2 protein-coding genes are annotated in these 737 nt (G+C 33.8%); both read right to left on the bottom strand.

From position 1 onward, the window contains the following. Nucleotides 1-67: 67 nt before the first annotated feature. Nucleotides 68-412 (bottom strand): DUF167 domain-containing protein, encoded by a 345-nt coding sequence (locus tag ACFIK8_RS11315; RefSeq protein WP_011178976.1) that lies wholly within the window; start codon nt 410-412, stop codon nt 68-70. 24 nt (nt 413-436) lie between these two features. Next, on the bottom strand, nt 437-730 hold the full coding sequence (locus tag ACFIK8_RS11310) for a YggT family protein (RefSeq protein ID WP_014923687.1): 294 nt from the start codon (nt 728-730) through the stop codon (nt 437-439). Nucleotides 731-737: the final 7 nt, after the last annotated feature.

Genomic DNA, 737 nt, shown 5'->3' with positions numbered 1-737 from the left:
GTTTTGCACATCAATTGATTAAGCAAGCTATTGAACGCAATAAAGAAATATAACTCTTTCAGAAAAATCAAGCCTGTTTTTTGAGCAGGCTTTCATTTTTGTGCGTAGAGGTATATAAGGATTGTAATATCTCTCCTACCTCTTGTAAATATCCTGAAAAATAAAGCTGCTTGTAGCGCGATGTCTCACCACTTTTAAGAGAAATATAAGAAGATGGAATTTTCCATTGCTTTGCCAAAAATTTAATAAGTGCTTTATTTGCTTTTCCATTTTCAGGAAGAGTGCGAAGACGTATAACCAAACGCTGCTTTCCATCATCCCTGCATTCAACTCCTATTATTTTGTCAACTGAAGCCTTGGGAATAAGGTATACAAACAGAATTATGCCATTCGTATCAACTTGATGAAACATTTTCGTTCACCTAATGTAGTATTTTTAGAAATACATACCCGCATAAGCGTACCACATAAAATTACGAATAAAATAAATAATCAGGAACACTACAATAGGTGAAATATCAATCGCTCCCAAATTTGGTAAAAACCGCCGGATAGGACCTAAAACTGGCTCTGTAACGCGGTACAAAAAACGCCCTACAAAAAAAACGAAACGATTGCGTGTATTTATAATGTTGAATGCATAAAGCCAAGAAAAAATTACATTTGCGATTAAAATATCAATATAAATATTGAAAATCAAATCAATCACCCGAAACAAGGCATAAACCATTCTTCAT

The sequence above is a fragment of the Bartonella sp. MR168JLCBS genome (assembly GCF_042194175.1).
The sequence above is the reverse complement of the archived record's forward strand: the minus strand, read 5'-3'. Positions and strand labels throughout refer to the sequence as shown.